The sequence below is a fragment of the Bacteroides sp. AF20-13LB genome (assembly GCF_003603065.1).
GTDB lineage: Bacteria > Bacteroidota > Bacteroidia > Bacteroidales > Bacteroidaceae > Bacteroides > Bacteroides uniformis.
On sequence record NZ_QTMH01000010.1, the window covers coordinates 22,467 to 40,446 of the forward strand.

General features: G+C 48.0%; 14 protein-coding genes, 1 other RNA gene and 1 pseudogene. 2 read left to right on the top strand and 14 right to left on the bottom strand.

The window, feature by feature from the left end; translation table 11 throughout:
• Nucleotides 1-5 precede the first annotated feature (5 nt).
• The 8 genes from DWX62_RS13080 to DWX62_RS13115 form a co-directional block, all read right to left on the bottom strand.
• On the bottom strand, nt 6-2,480 hold the full coding sequence (locus DWX62_RS13080; protein ID WP_034526071.1) for an FAD-dependent oxidoreductase: 2,475 nt from the start codon (nt 2,478-2,480) through the stop codon (nt 6-8).
• A gap of 178 nt (nt 2,481-2,658) precedes the next feature.
• Nucleotides 2,659-3,873: a clostripain-related cysteine peptidase gene (locus DWX62_RS13085; RefSeq protein ID WP_005831277.1), complete on the bottom strand. Its 1,215-nt coding sequence runs from the start codon at nt 3,871-3,873 to the stop codon at nt 2,659-2,661.
• A 10-nt stretch (nt 3,874-3,883) separates the two neighbouring features.
• Nucleotides 3,884-4,282 carry a hypothetical protein gene (locus DWX62_RS13090; RefSeq protein ID WP_005831279.1) on the bottom strand — a complete coding sequence of 133 codons (399 nt, stop codon included), beginning with the start codon at nt 4,280-4,282 and terminating at the stop codon, nt 3,884-3,886.
• A 120-nt stretch (nt 4,283-4,402) separates the two neighbouring features.
• A complete protein-coding gene (locus tag DWX62_RS13095) occupies nt 4,403-5,263 on the bottom strand; it encodes an RNA polymerase sigma factor RpoD/SigA (protein ID WP_002561589.1) in 861 nt (286 codons plus the stop codon).
• Nucleotides 5,264-5,455: 192 nt separating this feature from the next.
• Nucleotides 5,456-6,985: a Do family serine endopeptidase gene (locus tag DWX62_RS13100; RefSeq protein WP_005831283.1), complete on the bottom strand. Its 1,530-nt coding sequence runs from the start codon at nt 6,983-6,985 to the stop codon at nt 5,456-5,458.
• A 347-nt stretch (nt 6,986-7,332) separates the two neighbouring features.
• Nucleotides 7,333-8,667 carry a transglutaminase domain-containing protein gene (locus DWX62_RS13105; RefSeq protein WP_005831285.1) on the bottom strand — a complete coding sequence of 445 codons (1,335 nt, stop codon included), beginning with the start codon at nt 8,665-8,667 and terminating at the stop codon, nt 7,333-7,335.
• On the bottom strand, nt 8,664-9,836 hold the full coding sequence (locus DWX62_RS13110) for a dipeptide epimerase (RefSeq protein WP_008664809.1): 1,173 nt from the start codon (nt 9,834-9,836) through the stop codon (nt 8,664-8,666). The genes DWX62_RS13105 and DWX62_RS13110 overlap by 4 nt, the downstream gene beginning before the upstream one ends.
• 131 nt (nt 9,837-9,967) lie before the next feature.
• The gene (locus tag DWX62_RS13115; protein ID WP_117589585.1) at nt 9,968-11,173 is read right to left on the bottom strand and encodes an NlpC/P60 family protein; all 1,206 of its coding nucleotides are present in this window, start codon (nt 11,171-11,173) and stop codon (nt 9,968-9,970) included.
• A 200-nt stretch (nt 11,174-11,373) separates the two neighbouring features.
• On the opposite strand from DWX62_RS13115, the gene rnpB reads away from it, so the two are divergent.
• Nucleotides 11,374-11,787, top strand: an RNA gene (gene rnpB, locus DWX62_RS13120) — RNase P RNA component class A.
• A gap of 30 nt (nt 11,788-11,817) precedes the next feature.
• Entirely contained in the window at nt 11,818-13,137 is a 1,320-nt protein-coding gene (locus DWX62_RS13125) for a YihY/virulence factor BrkB family protein (protein WP_005832288.1), read from the top strand.
• Nucleotides 13,138-13,273: 136 nt separating this feature from the next.
• Here the strand turns inward: DWX62_RS13125 and DWX62_RS13130 are convergent.
• From DWX62_RS13130 to pstC, 6 genes and pseudogenes are all read right to left on the bottom strand, one after another.
• Nucleotides 13,274-13,354 (bottom strand): annotated as a pseudogene (locus DWX62_RS13130) (NAD(P)H nitroreductase); the annotation flags it as partial.
• A gap of 12 nt (nt 13,355-13,366) precedes the next feature.
• Nucleotides 13,367-13,969 carry a riboflavin synthase gene (locus tag DWX62_RS13135; protein ID WP_005832292.1) on the bottom strand — a complete coding sequence of 201 codons (603 nt, stop codon included), beginning with the start codon at nt 13,967-13,969 and terminating at the stop codon, nt 13,367-13,369.
• Between the two features lie 352 nt (nt 13,970-14,321).
• Nucleotides 14,322-15,017, bottom strand: a complete 696-nt coding sequence (gene phoU / locus DWX62_RS13140; RefSeq protein ID WP_057282083.1) for a phosphate signaling complex protein PhoU — start codon at nt 15,015-15,017, stop codon at nt 14,322-14,324.
• A 60-nt stretch (nt 15,018-15,077) separates the two neighbouring features.
• On the bottom strand, nt 15,078-15,833 hold the full coding sequence (pstB, locus tag DWX62_RS13145) for a phosphate ABC transporter ATP-binding protein PstB (protein WP_118264444.1): 756 nt from the start codon (nt 15,831-15,833) through the stop codon (nt 15,078-15,080).
• Nucleotides 15,834-15,850: 17 nt separating this feature from the next.
• Nucleotides 15,851-16,711 (bottom strand): phosphate ABC transporter permease PstA, encoded by an 861-nt coding sequence (gene pstA / locus DWX62_RS13150; RefSeq protein ID WP_022401248.1) that lies wholly within the window; start codon nt 16,709-16,711, stop codon nt 15,851-15,853.
• Nucleotides 16,712-16,723: 12 nt separating this feature from the next.
• Nucleotides 16,724-17,908, bottom strand: coding sequence for a phosphate ABC transporter permease subunit PstC (gene pstC / locus DWX62_RS13155; protein ID WP_044467405.1), 1,185 nt, complete (start codon nt 17,906-17,908; stop codon nt 16,724-16,726).
• Between the last annotated feature and the right edge of the window lie 72 nt (nt 17,909-17,980).

A 17,980-nucleotide genomic window follows, 5' to 3' on the forward strand; every position in this document is an offset into this window, starting at 1 on the left:
TCCTCCTATATAAATAAGTTCACATTTGCCTTGTCCGCACGTTCCATATAGGTAGCCACGCCGCCGATGGTTACTTCATCCAGAAGTTCTTCGTGCTGGATGCCCATCATATCCATAGACATCTGGCAAGCAATGAATTCCACTCCCTGCGCCAATGCCTGCGAGCGCAACGACTCCAAAGAATCCACTCCCTTGCGCTTCATCAAGAAGCGCATCATGCGGCTGCCCATGCCAAACATATTCATCTGCGACAACTTCAGTTTCAAAGAGCTGGACGGCAGCATCATGCCGAACATCTTGCCGAAGAAGTCCTTCTGCACACTGGGTTTCTGCACTTTCTTCAAGACGTTCAGTCCCCAGAAGGTGAAGAAAATGGTTACTTTCTGTCCCGTTGCCGCTGCTCCGTTTGCTAGTACGAAGGTTGCCAGCGCTTTGTCCAGGTCGTCACTGAACAGAATCAGCGTCTTTCCCCTACCCCCGGCTGCGGAAACATTGGAAGCAGATGTACAAGCCGGAGCACCTTTCTCGATGACTACCGTATAGCGTCCTTTCTCGTCATGCTTCTCTATCAATTTATTTCCCGTCGTATCACACCAGGCAGAAGCATCGCGTGCAAAACCGGCATCGGTTGCCACAATCTCCACACGCTCGCCCACAGCAATGCTATCCATCGCCTTTTTCACCTGCATGATAGGTCCCGGACATTGCAAACCGCAAGCATTTATCTTCAACGTTTCCTTCTTGGACACTGATGCATCCGCAGGAACATCATCAGTAGCAGCCTCTACCGAAGAAGAAGAAGAGCCGCCGCCTGCCGGAGCAGATGGAGACGGCAGAGGTGCTGTTGCCGTGGAGTAGGTCTTATAACCACCTATCAGATTGCGCACATTGCGATAGCCGCACCCCATCAGGATGCGCAGGGACAGATAACCGCGCAGACCCACAGCACAGAAAAGCACTACCGGCTTGTCTGTAGGTATCTCTGCCAAATGCTCGCGCATTTCGTCCAACGGAATATTGACGGCTCCCGGAATGGTGCCGAAAGAGAATTCCTCGGGCGTACGGGTATCTATCAGCATCACTTTATCCTTCTCTTCCACCAGCTCGCGCCAAGAGATGACGGGCATTGCACCGCTGATAATGTTCGATGCTACATAGCCGCCAATAGCGATGGGGTCTTTGGCCGAGGAGAAAGGAGGCGCATACGTGTGCTCCGTCTCCATCAAATCGTAGACTGTGCCACCCCGCTTGATGAGTCCGGCTATCTGGTCGATTCGCTTGTCCACTCCCTCGTAACCGATACATTGCGCACCATAGAGTTTACCGGTTTTGGGATGGAAAGTCAGTTTCAAGGTCAAAGGTAGGGCATCCGGATAGTAACCGGCATGAGATGCCGAGTGAGTCACCGAGCTTTGATATTCCATGCCCCACTGCTTCAAGCGTTTGGCTGCAAGGCCCGTAGAGGCTACCGTCATGTCGAATACTTTGGCAATGGAGGTGCCGATAGCTCCTTCGTAGGAAACAGTATTGCCAAACACCATATTATCAGCAACGATACGTCCCTGGCGGTTGGCAGGATTTGCCAGATAATTGAGCCAGGGCTTTCCGGTCAGCGGATGAGGATATTCGATGGCATCGCCCACAGCATAGATGTCTTTTTCGGAAGTCTCCAAGTGTTCGTCTACCCAGATACCGCCCATCTCGCCCAGTTTCAAGCCGGCTTGTTGCGCCAATGCAGTGGCAGGACGCACACCGATGGAGAGTAACACCATATCGGCAGGAATGGCCTTTCCGCTTTTCAGGAATACGGTGATTCCGTTGTCCGTACGTTTGAAATGGGTTACTCCTTCTTCCAGATAGAGAGAGACGCCTTTCTGCAACAAATGCTGATGAATAGGTGCCGCCATAGAGAAGTCGATAGGCGCCATCACCTGATTACCCATTTCGACTACAGACACATGAACACCGGCATGATGCAGGTTCTCCGCCATTTCCAATCCGATGAAACCGGCACCTACCACCACGGCGCGTTTCACCTGCTTGTCCGAGATATAAGCCTTGATATGGTCGGTATCTTCTACATTGCGCAACGTGAAGATGCCTTCGGAATTAATGCCTTCCAAGGGGGGCTTCACGGGGTTGGCACCGGGAGAAAGCAAAAGTTTGTCATAGCTTTCGTCGTACTCCTTGCCTTCCACATTGCGTATGGTAACGGTCTTGTTTTTGGGATGGATGGCGATTACTTCATTCTGCACACGCACATCAATGCGGAAGCGCTTGCCGAAAGATTCGGGTGTCTGTACCAACAGCTTCTCGCGCTCTGCTATCACTCCACCTATATAATAAGGTAAACCACAATTAGCATACGAGATGTAAGGGCCTTTCTCCAATAAAAGGATTTCAGCCATTTCGTCCACTCTTCTCAGTCGGGCGGCTGCCGTGGCTCCACCTGCTACACCGCCAATGATTACATATTTCATAATTCTTCGTTTTTTAAGTTTGACGATGCAAAGAAAATAATTATTTTCAATAAAACATAATTTCCAAAGGAAAATATTATTAAAAGACTCATTTTTAATAAGAATAGGCATAAAAAAACGGATTATTACAAGTTTTTACACCTATAATAATCCGTTCAGTATGCAAGTTTTTATAAGCTTACCAACCAAGCCGAGCAAGACCGACAGCACTATACCATAAGGTAGAACGATAAGCGGCATTAGCAGCTTGAGCAGCAGCAGAAGTGGCAGTGGAAGGTATATAATGGCTAACCCCATTTGCCCGCTTCATGGAGAACATACCAACAGACATCGAATAAATCATCGGCGTTTTTTTCCAACAGACAGAAGCTGCATCATATGCTTGCTTCCATTCATCCAAGGCAACTTCATCCACAACGAGTTTTTCCATCATTTCTACGAAATCATAATAGCCTACATAATAAGACGATCCTACTTTACGCTGATCATAATCAAAGACCGATGACCGAAGAACTTCTCTATCTGCTGTCACTCCCGACAAAGCATTTGCTGTAGCAGCAGCTAAGTTCTCAAGCTCAGAAGATTTCAGCACATCTATAGCAGTGCCCATTGTCCAATTGCTATTACTTCCTATTTTTCCAGTATAAATTTCATCATAAGCAGCAAAAGTCCCAATAGCCATTTCTACCGCTGCACCTTTCTGAAATATAAATGGAAACATTCTATCATAGGCAGCACCAGGACCAGGATTCTCAGCAGGGAAACCAATATAGTAATCGCAACAATCACGCAACTCATACGCGACTTCCACCGACTGCATAAAGCAAGCATCAAACATAATAAAATCAAAATGAGGAGCGTTCTGTAATACTAACTTCAAGTCCTCAATATTCATATAATGCCCTCCTCCAGTCTTATCATTTCCTATCCAGCGAGTAGAAGGCAATGGAGTAGGTATCCATCCTTCCCCATGCGACCAATAAATCAAACCATAACTTTCCGCTTTATATAAAGAATTCCCAAACACATCATTGAATACCTCTTGCGTCTCAGCGACTCCGCACGAATTTCTATCTTCGTATTCTTTGACTATTGTTTCAACAACAGTACCACCTTTATTTTCAATTTCAATCAAACGAGGAAATCCCGTATCTATATACACCAATAAATGCATATCAGATGTATTATCAATTGAAGCCATCCCAGCTTTCAATTCCTCCAAATCCCCATCCGTAAAGCTAGCCAATGGATTTATACTATTATCCGCTGCCATATATACCAGCACAGTACGTTTCCCATCAACCGGAGGATCAGGTATCGGGTCATCACCACGACACGCCGACATGAACAAGGGGAAAACGAAGAAAAAAAGAAGATATAGTTTTGTTTTCATACTTGAAATCTTATTCCTGCGGTTTTGCAAATGTGAAAGCCTCAGGCTTCACCACCTGCAAAACCATATTCTTACTCTTTTTATACTTGCCTTTTACCTTTACAGCCTCTTTTTCCAACTTTTTCTTGTTTTCAGCGAAATAAATCATGCAAGTATAATCAGGTTTCTTCAGATTGTACTCCAGATAGTTCTTAAGCTGGTAAGTGTATAAATCACGCTTGGGCAAGAATCCATTCTTATCCAGCTCTACGCTGTCCAATACCTGGATGTCTGTATAATATACGATGGAGTCATTGAAAGAAGCCGCCACCCCAAAAGCATATACAGCCTTTTCCTTATCTTTCATTGTAAAAGCCGAACACAACGCAAAAACCAAAGCTACGGCACAAAGTATACGAACGTATTTCATTGAGTTATGAGTTATAAGTTATGAATTATCAATGGGGCAAAGATATAAAAAAAACCGCACGCCTACTAAAGACGTACGGTTTTTAATTCCTTCTATTTGTCGGAAACTGATATTTCTTATTTATCCCAAATAAGATTTGAGCAATTTACTACGATTACTTTGTCTTAATCTTCTGATTGCTTTTTCCTTAATCTGACGCACACGCTCACGGGTCAAGCCGAATTTGTCGCCGATTTCCTCTAATGTCATTTCCTGCTGTCCGATACCGAAAAACATCTGTATGATTTCTTTTTCCCTATCGGTTAACGTAGAAAGAGCTCTATCAATTTCCCTCGCAAGAGACTCGTTCACCAAAGAGCGGTCAGCCATAGGGGAGTCATCGTTGACCAGTACATCGAGCAAGCTGTTGTCCTCTCCTTCTACAAAAGGTGCGTCCACCGAAATGTGACGGCCGGACACCTTCAGCGTATCAGAGATTTTGTCAACAGGGATTTCCAGTTCATCGGCAAGCTCTTCAGGAGACGGACGACGTTCGTTTTCCTGCTCGAACTTGGAGAAGGCCTTGCTGATTTTATTCAGCGAACCTACCTGGTTCAACGGAAGACGTACAATACGCGACTGCTCTGCCAAAGCCTGCAGAATGGACTGACGTATCCACCATACTGCATAACTGATGAACTTGAAACCACGTGTTTCATCGAACTTTTCGGCAGCCTTGATCAGTCCTAAATTACCCTCGTTAATCAAGTCGGGCAAACTCAAACCTTGGTTTTGGTACTGCTTGGCCACAGATACAACGAAACGCAGATTGGCACGTGTCAATTTCTCCAGTGCAACACGGTCACCCTTGCGGATGCGCTGAGCGAGCTCCACTTCCTCTTCAACAGTAATGAGGTCTTCGCGACCGATTTCCTGCAAATACTTGTCAAGAGAAGCGCTCTCTCTGTTAGTGATACTTTTTGTAATTTTAAGTTGTCTCATTCTTATAATACAGATTTGGGTTGCAAAGGTACGACAAATTATTTTGTTACAATAATTTCATCCCAACTTTTTCACATTATTTATATCTTATCCTATATAACAAAAAGGATGCCGGTATGTATTGTACCGACACCCCCTTTTTCGCTATTGTTAGCTAATATTACAATCTTCTTACCTAACTATCCCTATTTTTTATTCTTGAGTCAAATCAACGGCATACATTGCACGTTTTCCTGACGGGAACATACCGGTGATGAACAAACCTTGCTCAGGAGACTTTCTTGCCTCTTTCATCGCCTTTTCCAAATCGTCTACCGTCTTCATCGGCACTCCGTTGGCTTTCAGAATGATGAAGCCCTTGCGGATACCTGCATCGGCCATCTTGCCATTGGTAACCCCGGTAACTTCCAGACCGTAACCCAGGTTCAACTGCTTCTTCAGCTCGGAAGATACGGGCTTGAAGGCTGCACCCAAGATTTCCATTCCGGCATCCTTCACTACCTTCGTAGTGCCTTGCTCATTCTTCAGCGTGATTTCGAATTCCTTTTCCTTCTTGTCACGAACCACTGTTACCTTCACTTTGTCGCCCGGACGGTGTTTTGCCAGCATTTCCTGCAAATCCGAGAACTTGTGAATCTTCTTGCCGTTCAATGCTATGATTACATCATTTTCCTTCAAGATGCCGGCAGCGGAACCACCTTCAACAACTTCGGCCACATAGATACCCTCTTTCACACCAAGTTCGTCGGCCTTCTTCTTCAGTTCTTCGGTCCAGCGTTCGTCCATCTGCAGGTCTGTGCTCAAATCACTACCCTTGATGCCAAGGAGCGCGCGCTGCACGGTACCAAACTGTTTCAAGTCGGCTACCACCTTTGTCATAATGCTGGTAGGGATGGCAAAACCATAGCCGGAATAAGCACCCGTGGGTGAGTAAAGCATGGCATTGATACCAACCAGCTCGCCTTTGGCATTCACCAACGCACCACCACTATTACCTTGGTTGATGGCAGCATCCGTCTGAATGAAAGACTGGATGTTTGCAGCTTGTCCATTGGAGGCAGAAGAGCCAATGGAACGGGCTTTTGCACTGACGATACCAGCTGTTACGGTAGAGTTCAGGTTGAACGGATTACCTACTGCCAATACCCATTCTCCCACCTTCAACTGGTCGGAGTCACCAACCGGAATTGTCGGAAAGTCATCCCCTTCAATCTTAATCAATGCCAAGTCCGTGCTGGGGTCAGTACCGATGATGCGTCCTTTCAGCTCACGGTCGTCATTCAGTTTCACAGTGATTTCATCAGCACCTTCCACCACGTGATTGTTCGTCACAATATATCCGTCTTTGGAGATGATGACACCCGAACCGAAACCTACACGCGGCTGGGTCTGTATCTGGCGCTGGCGTCCACGACCGTCTCCAAAGAAGAAGTCAAAAATATCCGGCTGTTCTTGTACCGTCTGGGTCTTACTCAACTGAGTGGCACGTATATGCACTACAGCATGGAGCGAACTCTCCGCTGCTTGTGTCAAATCCACTGGCTGGGCATCCGTTGCATGGAAAGCCGCCGGTAGCAGATTATTGGGGTTCTGTTGGAACAACTCGCTGAATGCGGCAGGCTTTTCCTTATTCAGCATCTTATAAGTGGTCAATCCAGCCACTCCAGAGCTCAGGAGCACGATAGCCGCAACTCCAAGGATGTTTTTTGTTGTCTGTTTCATACTATTCTTCCTATTCTTTAAATTGTTAATATTCAAGTTTCGTTTAACATTACGACGTTAAAATAACGACAAAAAACGTTCAGTTATTCCGCTTGTCACTCTTTTTTGTTCTCTTTTAACAGAGGATATTTAGGGCTTAACAGCGGTTAACGGCAAAGACTGACAAATTAGCATTTATGTACGATTGCTGACTGTTAAAGAACTGACAGATAGGGTATAAAAAGACGCATCACCCGTTGCGGCCGAAACGGATGATGCATTTGGGGTAAACAGATGATGCGTTTATACCAAACAGATGATGTGTTCGGGCTGAACGCATCATCTGTTTTTAGAGGGCAGATAGCACCTTAATAATTCAAGTAATCAATGTCCATGTGGTAGCCCCACTGCGGGAAGTAGAGGTTACCTCCCTCCCACTCCACCTCGCCACGCTGGAAGTCGACGGTCTCGCTGCGGGGATACTGCTTTTCGGGCTGTAGCGGCATGCCGTAATCAGTGTTCACAATCATGCGCCAAGAGTCTATACCACCCAGGAAGAAATATTCTTCGTCGGCATTGCGGGCAAAGGCAGGAATGCCGAATGACTGGTCGACAGGCACCCAACCCACACCCTCGAAGTAGACTTCTGCCCAATCGTGCAGATTCCATGCACGGGGATGCATCATGAAGCCGCTCTGGAAATGTGCGGGAATACCACTGATGCGGCAAAGCGTAATGAACAGCAGGCTGACTTGGCCACAGTCTCCGTGACGGTTGTCCAACACATATTCCGGGATATTCTCAATGGTGGAATATTCGCGTGCAGAAGCCCACGGGAAGTTGTCATTCACCCAACGGAAGATACGTTTGGCTTTCAGGTAGGGGTTGGTTTCACCGGCTGTCAATTTGGCAGCAAGTTCGCGCAAGCGCGGGGAAAAGACGATATGCTTCTCACGCTCGGCAGTATATTCCTTATAAAGGGCGGTCGTCGTATCATAGGGCTGCACATCTTCCGGCTTCAGATTATGCCATTCGCCGTTGGCGGTAAACTCAAAGGTTTCGGAGAATACGGTCGGTTCGCCTTCGACAGCACGTTTCTCCATGTACAATGTACTGTGACGGCACTCGGGCGACGAAAAGGTGTATTGCGGTTCGCTGGCCGAAATGAACTTGACATCCTGCTGCCGGGCCTGGTCCTGACGGGGATAGGGTAACCAGCAACGGATGATTTTCCCGGCAGGCACGGCATTGGTATCTACGGTCAACGTGTAGGTGACGCGCATGCGCTTCGGCGCAACAATGGCCTTGCCCTCTTTCTTCACAGCAGAAATGATTTCGGGCAGGTTCTCCATATTCACTTTCTCGCTGCCACTCGGCGAAGTGCCTTCCTTGGCTATCTTGATGTCATAGCAAGTGGAGTCCACACGAAACAGATTAGGTCCGGCATTGCGGAAATAGCGTTTCTCTCCATCCAGCATCATGCACTCCAAAGCTTTGGAGGCTTCCCACTGGCGCATCTGCTCATCGGTCACGTCGGGAATATACTTGCGGATATAGTCCTTCACCTGGGATTCCGTCATACAGAAATCCGTAAGCAGACGTTGGTACAGGTCGTCCTCCCAATTATAGGGCTTGCTCTCGGGCTTCGTGCTGCATGCAGAAGCCATCACAAACAGAGCGACGGTATACAATAGCTTTCTCATAACTTCACCACTCCAATACCCGGCAAATCGGGCAACGTTATCTTACCTTTCACAACCTCCATACCCTTGAAACGGTCGTTCGCAATCAGCAGACTACCGTCCAAGTCGGCAAAGTCCACTGCCGGAGAGAATTGGGAGGCAGCGGTAATGGCACAAGAGGTCTCGGTCATACATCCTACCATCACTTTCATGTCCAATGCACGTGCCAAAGTCACCATCTTCCAGGCTTCGCGCATGCCGGTACACTTCATCAGCTTGATGTTGATGCCCGTAAAGGCACCCTTCAAGCCTGCCACATCCTTCAGACGCTGAATGGACTCATCGGCAAATATGGGCAACGGGCTTTGCTGGGTGACCCATGCAATATCGTCCAGTTGTTCCTTGGGCATCGGTTGCTCTATCATGACAATTCCTTTTTCGTGCAGCCAATGTATCATATCGAGCGCATGATGTTTGTCCTTCCAACCCTGGTTGGCATCAATGGCAATCGGAAGGTCCGTCACCGAACGGATGGTCTCTATCATTTCCTTGTCGTTCTCCCGCCCCAGCTTCACTTTAAGGATATTGAACTGGTCGGCACACTCTTTCGTCTTTTCACGCACTACGTCGGCCGTATCAATACCGATGGTGAAAGTTGTAGAGGGAGTCTTTTCCTTGTCCAAACCCCATATCTTATACCAAGGGGCTTGCAACAGTTTGCCCACAAGGTCGTGCAAGGCGATGTCCACAGCAGTTTTAGCAGCGGAATCCCCTGCCGAGAGGCTGTCTATATAAGCCAGTATATCTTCCAGCTGAAAGGGGTCTGAGAATTGGCCGATAACATCCTGCACCTTCTTCAGAAAAGCCAGTACACTGTCCATCGTGCCTAGTTCGTGTTGCAGGTACGGGGGCATGGAGGCTTCACCATAACCGATAATGCCATCATATTCTATCTCGACCTGAACGTCGGGAGTGGTAGTACGCGAGTAGGTGGCCACTGTAAAGACATGGCGCAATTTCAGTTCATAGGGGAAGAAACGCAGTTTCATTTTGGGGGTTACACCTGCCCTACTGTTCACGTTGAACAAGGAAGGAGCGTCATTTCCTCCGGCAAATACATGATTGATTGCCATGCCTGAGCCGAGTGCGGCAAAAGCGGCGGTTTTCAGGAAATCTCTTCTGTTTGACATAATTGTGTGTGTATTAAATGTGCCAATATGCTAATGGGCTAATGTGCCAATGGGCTGCGCTATGTATATGCTACGTTATGTTTGCACCGTCACGCCGCAGGTCATTGGCATATTGGCACATTAGCACATTATTACATTGAATAAAATGGATTCGTTTCCGTTGTATTGAGCGACGCCTCCTTATTTATATAAGGTAACACGCGCGTAGCGAACAACAGTCTACCGAGGTTGTATTCATCGAACAGCTCGTCGTCAGGGCTGAAGCTATTGACGCGCACATCGCCTTGCGAATGGATGAAACGCTTGTTGCCGATATACATGCCGACATGTACCACACGTTCCTTGCGTTCCGGCGTCGCCTTGCGCCCGAAGAAAATCAAATCGCCCGGCTGGAGGTTACTGAAATCAGGAGTGATATCGATATGCTCGCCCACGTATGCCTGCTGGGAAGCATCCCGCGGAATGATGATGTCGTGCATGAAAAGAACGGTGCGCATGAAGCCGCTACAATCCACCCCTTTGGAGGAAGTGCCAGCCCAAAGATAAGGGATGCCCATCATGCTATGCGCCGTGGCTATAATGCTGGCGGCATCCTGCTTCAAGGTGGCACGCCATTTCTTCTCAGGCATGGAGATGGATTTGGAGATATATCCCTGACGGCCGTCGGGATAAGCCACCTTATAAAAGGCACCTTTTGTCCCCTCCCACTTCAGGCGGTTTCCTGCAGCAACATCAGAGACGGTCTGCGATGCCTGGCTGGGCTGTGAGTAGACAAAGCCATAATGCGAAGTCACCACTATTTTCTCTGCATTGTTCCAAGCGGTCAGCTCTTCCCGCGTGACGGGATGTATGCCTACTCGGTGTACCCATGCAATGTAGTTGTCCGGTGTCTGGATACGGTACCAGCCGTCGCGCTGCAACACCCGCACCGGCATACCCATCAAGCCTTGCGTCATCATTTCTGAAGAGAAATCCGGGGCTACCCGAAGATTACACACAGACACATTGACAATGCCATACGTCTTGCCTTCAAGTCCGGCCTCATCCGGAAGCACTTGCAGACAATCCATCACCGCATATCCTTTCTTTGCCAAACCATCCAGCAAAGCCGTCTTTGCCTCTGCCGAAGTGGTGACACCACGCAACATCACATTCTTTCCGGAGAAAGAGTAATCCACATCGAACAAAGCCACGCGCTTGTCCGGTGCAAACTTTTGTTTCAAACTGTCAGCGAGTTGCGCCACTTCTGCAGGTATTGTACGGTCACCCACTTCCGAAGCGACAGCAAAAAGCGGGATTAACAGAAATAAAGAAAAAAGAGAGGATAACTTTTTCATTGGCCAAAAGGATTTGGGGGTTATTACTAATAGCAAAGCTACGAATTTATTCCGAAATAGATACATGTTTTTAAGATAATTAAGGGTAAAGAATGAAGAATGAAGGATTCATCCGTACTGCATCCGCACACTGCACAACAAATTCTTCATCCTTCATTCTTCATTCTTCATTAATATTCCGTATCTTTGTACCCTATAAAGCAGTTGGTCGGTCTGTCGCTTGCGCCTCGTGCGTATGAGGAAAGTCCGGGCAACACAGAGCGTCCCACTTCCTAACAGAAAGCTGTCCGTGAGGGTAGAGTAACGTAGAAGAAAATAACCGCCGTCGCCCTTGGGCTACGGTAAGGGTGAGAAGGTGGGGTAAGAGCCTACCAGTCTTGTGGCGACACAAGGGCTGTGCGTCTTGGGAGTTGTAAGGTCATGTAAACCGACGTTATGAGAGTTGCTCGCTCCATGTCGGAGGGTAGACCGCTAAAGCTTGTATGGTGACATGCGGCTCAGATAAATGACAGACACTTCTTTAATGGAGAATGGATAATGAAGAATGGATAATTCCTAATTAGGCTTTTTCAGAAACAGAAGAACAGAACCCGGCTTACAGACTGACTGCTTTTTTATTGACAATGGATAATCGAGATAATAGCATGAACAAGCGTATTGCTGCCCTTTGGAAATTCCTCACCTACGACATCTGGCGTATTACGGAAGATGAAGTCACGCGAACGACCTTTTCCGTATACAATATCATCAAGACGATTTATCTTTGCATCAACCGCTTCACCAAAGACCGGATAGTAAACAAAGCCTCGGCGCTGACTTACAGTACGCTGCTTGCCATCGTGCCTATTCTTGCCATTTTGTTTGCCATAGCCCGCGGTTTCGGATTCGATAATCTGATGGAAAGCCAGATTGTCAACGGTTTCGGCGGTCCTACGGAAACCACGGAAGTCATCCTGCAATTCGTGAATTCGTATTTGTCTCAGACCAAGAGTGGAATATTCATCGGAGTGGGTCTGATTATGTTGCTGTGGACAGTCCTGAATCTAATCAACAATATGGAAATCACCTTCAACCGCATCTGGCAGGTGAAAAAGGCGCGCAGCATGTACCGCAAAATAACGGATTACTTCTCTATGCTTCTGCTGATGCCCATTCTGCTGGTGGTGTCCGGTGGTCTTTCCATCTTCATGAGTACGATGGTGAAGAACCTCGAAGACTTTACCCTGCTGGCTCCCGTCGGCAAGTTTATGGTGCGCCTCATCCCCTTCGTGCTGACCTGGTTCATGTTTACAGCACTGTACGTCTTTATGCCGAATACAAAGGTCAAGCTGAAACACGCACTCATATCCGGTATTCTGGCAGGTACGGCACACCAGGCATTCCAATTCCTTTACATCAGCAGCCAGTTGTGGGTTTCCCGTTACAATGCCATCTATGGTAGTTTTGCCGCCCTTCCGATGTTTCTGCTATGGTTGCAGGTATCCTGGACCATCTGCCTATTCGGTGCCGAACTGACCTACGCCGGACAGAATATCCGGAACTTCAGCTTCGACAAGGATGCGCGCAATATCAGCCGGCGCTACCGCGATTTTATCTCCATCCTGATAATGTCTCTCATAGCCAAGCGCTTTGAACAAGACGCCCAGCCCTATACAGCCGAAGAGATATCCGAAGAGTGCCAGATTCCCATCCGGCTGACACACGAAACCCTTTATGAATTGCAGGAAATCAACCTCCTACATGAAGTGGTGACCGATGAAAAGAGTGAAGACATCGCTTACCAGCCTTCCATGGATATCAACAAAATGAATGTGGCCCTCCTACTGGACAAACTGGACACGCACGGCTCAGAAGATTTCAAAATTGATAAGGAAAATGAATTCAACAACCAATGGGGAGCATTGCTGAAGGCACGGGAGGAATACTACAAGAATGCAAGCAAGGTGCTGCTAAAGGATTTGTAAGCACGCGGAAGTCTTTCCAGAAACTCCGTATCTGCTTTCTTTTTGATTATTTTTTAGACGCGGATGACGCGGATGGGAATATTAAAAAAATCCGCGTCATCTGCGTCATCTGTGTCTAAAAAGTAAATCACCGATATTTCTCAGGCTCCACGGCACGAGTCATATCATAGGCACGGTCACTCTGACGGGATGCCACTAATTGCAGGAAATCGTCCATAGTGCCGTTACCTTATTTATATTGTATCATGCGGCTGATGTACTTACCAATGATATCGAACTCCAGATTCACCACACTGCCCACTTTGAAAGCATGGAAATTGGTATGCTCAAAGGTGTAAGGAATAATGGCCACCTGGAAAGTATCGTCGGTGGGATTGCACACGGTCAGGCTGACACCATTGACCGTTACCGAGCCTTTGTCTACCGTGATGTAGCCGCGCTTTGCCATCTCCTTGTCAAAAGCATACCGGAAAGTAAAGTAATAGCTTCCTTCCGCATCCTTTATATCGATGCAAGTGGCAGTCTGGTCCACATGTCCTTGAACGATATGGCCATCCAGCCGGCCGTTCATCATCATACTACGCTCCACATTCACTTCATCTCCCACCTGCAACAAGCCAAGATTGGAACGGTCCAGCGTTTCCTTCATGGCCGTCACGGTATAGGTATCATCTGTCAGACTGACTACTGTAAGGCAAACACCGTTGTGAGACACACTTTGGTCTATTTTTAATTCACTGACGAATGAACACTTGAAAGTAAAATGTACATTCTCCTGGTCTTTGACCATCGCCACCAATGTGGCACATTCTTCTACTATTCCGGAAAACATGGTTCTATATACTTTTAGGTTATACGCGATTTATTATTAATATGCGCAAAGATACAAAAAGCCCTTCGTATAGGTACAAAAAAAAGGAAGCTTTTCACAAAGCCTCCTTTTTCAGTTTTCAATAGGTATTAGTTTTTTTTTAAGGTAAAAAGATTGTTTTCAGGATAACGATGCAAATATAGGCGCTTTTCGTGATACTAACCAAATTAAAAAACATGTCTTATAACATCTTTTTGAGAAATCATTTAAGTTTATTATCATTTCAAAGCATTTTTCTACACCTGCAATCGTTTTCAATGGACAAATATAAGGCTATTTTCCATGAAACACTGAAATTATCCTAAAATTTTGTTTATTTCTTATCATTTAAGTAGTGTTCATCTGTCCGCCCGCTATGTTTTAACACTTTTGCGTCGATAAAGAACACTATTTCTTCGGCAATATTCGTGATATGGTCACCGGAACGCTCCAACTTGCGGAACACGCTCACCAGGTTCAGACAAGAAAGTGCACTCTCCGGATGCCGGCTGATGTAGTCGGCAAGGATGGCAGTGGCATCAGCATTGATTTCGTCCAGCATATTGTCCTTGGCAAACACAGCGGTAGCCAATTCCTGGCTCTCCTCCTGAAGTGCCTGCTTGGCAAGCTCGAGCATGGAGAGCACCTGGGCTATCATCTCTTCGAGACGGAGTTGCTTGACCAGCTCAGTATCCAATGCCGGTTCATGGCAGTTGAGGGCAAAGCGGGCGATGCCTTCTGCAAAGTCTCCCAGACGCTCCAGGTTCGTATTGATTTTGAGCATGGCAAGCACAAAGCGCAGGTCGATGGCAACGGGGTTGTAAAGGGCAATGATATCCTCCACGTCGCTGTCTATTTTCAGTTCGAAAGCATTGACGCGACGTTCGCGCACCAATACCTGCTGGGCCAGTTCCCGGTCCAGCGTAAGCACGGCGTCACCTGCACGGTCGAGCTGATTATATACCAGGGTCCACATTTCGTCTATTTCCTTTTTCAGCAAGACGAGTTCAGATTCGATAAACTTCACCATAATGTTTCTATTTTAAGATTACTTTTGTACAACTTATTTTTGCTTGTATGGAACAATCCGCTACCCGAAACGTCCCGTGATGTAGTTCTGCGTCTCCACCTTATCGGGATTCGTAAATATCTTCCGGGTATCTCCAAACTCCACCATCTGCCCCATATAGAAGAAAGCCGTATTATCACTGACACGCGCTGCCTGCTGCATGTTGTGGGTGACGATGACGATGGTGTACTGCTTCTTCAACTCGTGGATAAGCTCTTCCACCTTGGCAGTGGAGATGGGGTCGAGGGCGGATGCCGGCTCATCCATCAGCAGGACTGAAGGAGACACCGCCATGGCACGGGCTATGCAGAGACGTTGCTGCTGACCGCCGGAGAGGGCGTAGGCGGAGACTTTCAGCTTGTCCTTCACCTCGTCCCAAAGAGCGGCGCCTTTCAGGGTTTCTTCCACCCGCTGACGGATGAAGGAGTTATCGGTGATGCCATTCACACGGAGTCCGTAGGCAACGTTCTCGAAGATGCTTTTGGGGAAAGGATTGGGCCGCTGGAACACCATGCCCACGTTCTTGCGGAGTTCGTCCACTTGCACTCCTTTTCCATAGATGTCTTGTCCGTCAATGCGTATCTCGCCGGTCAGACGGGTGTCGGGAATCAAATCGTTCATGCGGTTCAGCAGGCGCAGGAAGGTAGACTTTCCACAGCCCGAGGGACCGATGAAGGCTATCACAGACTTCTCCTCAATGTCCATGCTGATGCCTTTCAGGGCATGGAAATCGCCATACCAGAAGTTCACGTCACGGGTTTCTATCTTGTTCTTCATACCTATTGTATATGTTTTCAATTCGTCTTAATCTTCTTCTCAAAGTATTTCCGCAGGGCGTTTGCCAGCAGGTTCACCAGGAGGATAATGAGTATCAGCACTAGTGCCGTGCCGTAGGCGATGGGAAGCTGCGCTTCCATATCCGTACCGCTGGTAGAGATGACATAGAGGTGATAAGGAAGCGCCATGCACTGGTCGAAGATACTTGTAGGCAGCTGTGGCAGGAAGTAGGCGGCACAGGTGAAAAGGATGGGTGCCGTCTCGCCCGAAACACGCCCCAGCGCCAGAATCAGTCCAGTAATGATATTGGGCATCCCCATCGGCAGGATGACATGCCAGATGGTCTGAAGCTTGGTAGCTCCCAACGCGCGGCTTCCCTCACGCATGCTGTCGGGGATGGCTTTCAGCGCTTCTTCCGTGGTGCGGATAACCAAAGGCAGACTTAGCAGACCCAGCGTCAACGAACCTGCCAGGATGCTGTCTCCAAAATCCATATAGTTGACAAACAGCGCCATGCCAAACAGACCGAACACGATGGAAGGGATGCCGCTCAGATTATTCGTCATCATCCGTATGAAGCGTACCACCCAGCCTTTCGGCACATACTCATTCATATAAATACCGCTCATCACTCCCACCGGAAAGGCAAATAAAGCACTGCCCGCCATCAAGCAGAACGTACCTACAATGGCAGGAAGGATTCCGCCGGCAGTCATACCGTTGGTAGGAGCCGTAGTGAGGAACTCCCAATCGATGACTCCTATACCTTTATATATAATGAAGCCGAGGATTGCAAAAAGAATCCCCACCACACTTAGGCTCAACAGACGGAACAAGCCGAATGCCACGTTTTGCGAAAGATGCTTTCTATTGACCATATCTACCTTCTTTTATTTTCGTCTTGGCGAAACTGCTTCCACCGTGAAGTTTATCAATAAACTGATGAAGAACAGCACGACACCCAGCAGGAACAATGCTTCGTAGTGAGCTCCGCCGGCAGGCGCTTCGCCTAGTTCGGCGGCAATCGTTGCCGGAATGGTGCGCAGCGGTTCCAGGATGGTATGGGGAATGACGGCGGCGTTGCCCGTCACCATCAGCACAGCCATCGTCTCGCCCACCGCACGGCCGATGCCCAACACCACTCCGGAGGTGATGCCCGAAATGGAGTAAGGAATCACCACCTTATATATAGTCTGCCATTGCGATGCTCCCAGTGCCAAGCTGGCTTCGCGCATGGCGCGGGGACAATTCCTCATCGCGTCTTCTGTCACCGTTATGATGGTGGGCAACGCCATAATGGCAAGCACAATACTGCCCGCCAGCCCGCTCTCGCCTACCGGCAAGTTGAACACCTGCTGCAAAAACGGCACAATGACAATTAAGCCGAAAAAGCCGTAGACCACCGACGGTATGCCACTCAGCAACTCAATGATGGGCTTCAGCAGATTCCTTACCCGGGAATTGGCTACCTCCGACATATAGATTGCCACCGACAGACCAAACGGCAATGCAAAGAGGATGGCAAACAGACTGACCCACAGCGTCCCCGTAATGAGCGGCAAAAAGCCGAACTGCGCAGCAGGTGTTGCCGTGGGAAACCATTCGGCACCGGCAAAGACGTCCTTCACCGAAATGGTGTTGTCTTTCAGCAGATGCACCGAGTCTGGACGGACGATGAACTGCTGCGGTACAAAGGCTATAATGCCAGGCGTACGCTCCACCAGCTCCGTAATGCAGGCACCTGCATTTTCGTAGGAAGCGCCCAACTGCTCTTCCGTATAATACAGTGTGATGTCCTCCAAACGGAAAAGGCGGATAGGAAGGTCCTCCCCTCCCACTTCGTTCCAGTTTGTCAGCTCTTCATCAAAAACATTCTTTATCTGTGCCGGAGTCAGTTCGCCCACCCGGTTCTCCTTATTCAAGGCCAATACATACCCTTCTTCTATCACCTTGCTGCTGAACAAGCCCAGCGCTTCGGAAAAGAGGAACACGACGATAAGTACGATGGTAAGACTCGTCACAAAGCCGCTACAAGCCAGTATACCTTCTACAATCTTCTCAAAAATCTTTTTCATGTTGCCTATTGATTTCTGTATGCAAAGGAACGGGCCGGATGTTAAGGCAGTGTGACTAACGTTTGAAAGAAA

Excerpts from the sequence above, each read along its gene's own strand:
- DWX62_RS13080 (WP_034526071.1), bottom strand. The coding sequence starts at position 2,480 with ATGAAATATGTAATCATTGGCGGTGTAGCAGGTGGAGCCACGGCAGCC.
- DWX62_RS13085 (WP_005831277.1), bottom strand. The coding sequence starts at position 3,873 with ATGAAAACAAAACTATATCTTCTTTTTTTCTTCGTTTTCCCCTTGTTC.
- DWX62_RS13090 (WP_005831279.1), bottom strand. The coding sequence starts at position 4,282 with ATGAAATACGTTCGTATACTTTGTGCCGTAGCTTTGGTTTTTGCGTTG.
- DWX62_RS13095 (WP_002561589.1), bottom strand. The coding sequence starts at position 5,263 with ATGAGACAACTTAAAATTACAAAAAGTATCACTAACAGAGAGAGCGCT.
- DWX62_RS13100 (WP_005831283.1), bottom strand. The coding sequence starts at position 6,985 with ATGAAACAGACAACAAAAAACATCCTTGGAGTTGCGGCTATCGTGCTC.
- DWX62_RS13105 (WP_005831285.1), bottom strand. The coding sequence starts at position 8,667 with ATGAGAAAGCTATTGTATACCGTCGCTCTGTTTGTGATGGCTTCTGCA.
- DWX62_RS13110 (WP_008664809.1), bottom strand. The coding sequence starts at position 9,836 with ATGTCAAACAGAAGAGATTTCCTGAAAACCGCCGCTTTTGCCGCACTC.
- DWX62_RS13115 (WP_117589585.1), bottom strand. The coding sequence starts at position 11,173 with ATGAAAAAGTTATCCTCTCTTTTTTCTTTATTTCTGTTAATCCCGCTT.
- DWX62_RS13125 (WP_005832288.1), top strand. The coding sequence starts at position 11,818 with ATGAACAAGCGTATTGCTGCCCTTTGGAAATTCCTCACCTACGACATC.
- DWX62_RS13135 (WP_005832292.1), bottom strand. The coding sequence starts at position 13,969 with ATGTTTTCCGGAATAGTAGAAGAATGTGCCACATTGGTGGCGATGGTC.
- phoU (WP_057282083.1), bottom strand. The coding sequence starts at position 15,017 with ATGGTGAAGTTTATCGAATCTGAACTCGTCTTGCTGAAAAAGGAAATA.
- pstB (WP_118264444.1), bottom strand. The coding sequence starts at position 15,833 with ATGAAGAACAAGATAGAAACCCGTGACGTGAACTTCTGGTATGGCGAT.
- pstA (WP_022401248.1), bottom strand. The coding sequence starts at position 16,711 with ATGGTCAATAGAAAGCATCTTTCGCAAAACGTGGCATTCGGCTTGTTC.
- pstC (WP_044467405.1), bottom strand. The coding sequence starts at position 17,908 with ATGAAAAAGATTTTTGAGAAGATTGTAGAAGGTATACTGGCTTGTAGC.